Origin of the sequence: Chromohalobacter sp. 48-RD10 (genome assembly GCF_029889785.1) — a bacterium.
GTDB lineage: Bacteria > Pseudomonadota > Gammaproteobacteria > Pseudomonadales > Halomonadaceae > Chromohalobacter.
Map to the genome: position 1 here is coordinate 1 of NZ_JARANX010000083.1, position 2497 is coordinate 2497.

2 protein-coding genes and 1 pseudogene are annotated in these 2497 nt (G+C 62.3%); 1 reads left to right on the forward strand and 2 read right to left on the reverse strand.

The genetic code is table 11. The annotated features are described in order from the left end of the window. On the forward strand, nt 1-283 hold a 283-nt coding region (locus tag OP496_RS17140), incomplete at its 5' end, for an Rsd/AlgQ family anti-sigma factor (RefSeq protein WP_280565042.1). 36 nt (nt 284-319) lie between these two features. Here OP496_RS17140 and OP496_RS17145 read toward each other — a convergent pair. After that, nucleotides 320-2248, reverse strand: a complete 1929-nt coding sequence (locus OP496_RS17145; protein WP_280565044.1) for an alkaline phosphatase D family protein — start codon at nt 2246-2248, stop codon at nt 320-322. A gap of 32 nt (nt 2249-2280) precedes the next feature. Continuing rightward, a pseudogene (locus OP496_RS17150) lies at nt 2281-2497 on the reverse strand (catabolite repressor/activator); the annotation flags it as partial.

Genomic DNA, 2497 nt, shown 5'->3' on the forward strand with positions numbered 1-2497 from the left:
CGAAGCGGTGGCGTTCGACGACCGAGACGCCCTGGCTCTGGCCGACCGTCTGCTCGAACGGCTTGAGATGTCCACGCAGTTGGTGCTGGAGTTCGACAATGACTACTCGACACCGACTCGTTGTCAGCATTACGTGACGCGTCTGCCGGCCTGGCTCGAGCGTTTGAGCAAGGCTCTTACCGAGCGCTTCGCGCTCGAGGATCAACTCATCGCACGCTTGCATGCCGCGCATGCGCCGTCTGCCGACGTCGGCGACTCCTTCGCATCGCGCGCCTTGTCGTAAGCCGGTTGATGCCCTCTGGCGTCAGCCCTCGGACGGTCAATCGTCCCGCAGGAAGTAGGTGGTGCTGCCGTCGGCGCCCAGTTGAGCGATGCTGGCGGGGCGGCCCTGTACATCCAGGGTGACCAGACCGATGCCGGCTTGATTCCACAGTCGCTCGCCGTGGCTGGCCCCTTGCGGGTAGCGTGGGCGAATGTGCATGGGACGACGTTTGGTGAACCAGTTGAGTGGCGACGCCGGCGCATACAGCCAGCGGTTGAGACGGTCGAATGCATCCAGTAGACGCGTGGGAAACTCGTTCTTGAGTCCGCTGCTGGTGATCTGCCAGAGACTTGGGCCGTGCTGGCGGTGGCGAATCTCGATATCGTAGACAAAGGAATAGTGCACGTCGCCGGAGAGGATCACGTAATTGCCGGGAGTGCGGGTATGACGAAAGATATTGAGCATGACGCTGGCCGCGCCACGATGGGCCATCCAGTTTTCTGCATCCACCAGTAGCGGTTTGCCCGCCAATGTGAATAAACGCTGTATTCCTTCGATCAACTTCACCCCGAACATTGGTGCCGGCGAGACGACGATCACCGAATGCTGTCCGAGCAGTCTCTGCTGGAGTTCGCTCAAGGCTTCCCAGTCCATTAACCCCGAAGGATGGTGGCGGTGCCGTTCACTGCGCCAGCGTTGTGTGCGGGTATCGAGCACCACCAAGTGTGGCGTAGAGGGCAGCTGATAATGCCAGTGGTCGAAATCATGGAGCCGCTCGATGAGAGCATCCTGGGTTTCGCAATCGAGGCGCTCCTCGGCGTCGCGGTGTTCGAATAGCGCTTCCAGCTTGGGCCATAACGAACGGAAGGCATCGGGGTCGTTGCCCCACCCCTGGCACAGCAGATACCCCAGCAAGGCATTGCCGATGATGCGTCGTGAAAACGGGTGGCCGTAGGCAGTTTCTTCCCAGGCGGCAGACAGGTTCCAATCGTCGGTAATGTCGTGATCGTCGAAGATCATCAGTGTGGGTAGGTGTGCCATCACGCGAGCGGCGTGGGGCAGACCTTCGCGAAAAGCCTCGATGATCGAGGCCTCGGCGTCGAAGGTCTCGGCCAGCGAGTCGTCGAGCGCGGGGCGTGTAATCTCGATAAGCGACCAGGGCGTTGGTGACCACGTCAGCAGGTACATGGCCATGACCTCGGCCAGCGTTATCAAGTGATTGTGCGCGCTGCTGGTAGTGAAAACCGGTTTGCGGACACCGCCGAAGAAGCGCTCCCGCAGCTTGTCGTTGGCCTCGAATGCGGGCAACAACTGCTCCCTGCGATAATACGTATCGGGATGCGTGTAGAGGCTGTCCGCATCCTCGACCACGGCGCCTTGCACACATTCGCCGAATAGCCCCAGCCGCTGAATGAGCGCGTGGATGGCGACCAGCATCGGCCCAGCGACATCATCGGCATAGATCTGATCGCCCGTCATCAACAGCGCCGCCGGCATGCGGGAAGGGGTGTCACGCAACGCCTCGACATGCGCATCGGCACGTACCAGGCCGTCGCCGGCGGGGTGATGTGGTTTGCGACATGAGCCGTGGAGCAGCGAATCGAAACGCGAGCGCAACACGAAGCTCGGACGGGCCGCATCGTCATGCAGCAGATGAGGCGCATAATCGGCGATGCCTTGCGTGGCATCGGCGGTTTCCTCGGCGACGTGCAGATCGTAACCAATCGGCCGGTCGTAGGGCAGTGGCGCGGTAAGCGGCACATCGATGAGATGCAGCCATGCGCGTTCGCCCACCGGTAAGCGCCTGCACAGCGAGCTATCCAGCGCGAAACGCTGGTTCGGCGACTCGGCGGCGTCGACATGCAAGGTTAATGTCAGGTCGAGCGGGCGCGACCCGACCAGCCAGATCACCAGGCGGTCGGGTAATGCGCGGCGCAGGATCGGGCCGGCCAGGATGTCAGGTAAAGAGGCGGAAGATTGCTTCATGGATGCCAGCATAACGGGCGGTTGGCATGCCGTCATCTGGCGGCTGAGGCTGTCGTGCCATGCCGCAGCTTGAGGTCGCGCTCGACGATATCCACCCCCGGGCGGTAGTCGCCGCGTGCCGCCTGCATGGCGCGGTGCAGCGCCAGCTCGGCGATGCGGTCATGATGCTGGGGCAGCGAATTGACAGTCACCGGCAGGAAATCCAGCAGGCGGTCGTCGCCGAATGTGGCCAGACGCAGCGCTTCGGGC

What these genes read in the sequence shown, in the direction of transcription:
- OP496_RS17145 (WP_280565044.1), bottom strand. Translation starts at nt 2,248, where the DNA reads ATGAAGCAATCTTCCGCCTCTTTACCTGACATCCTGGCCGGCCCGATC.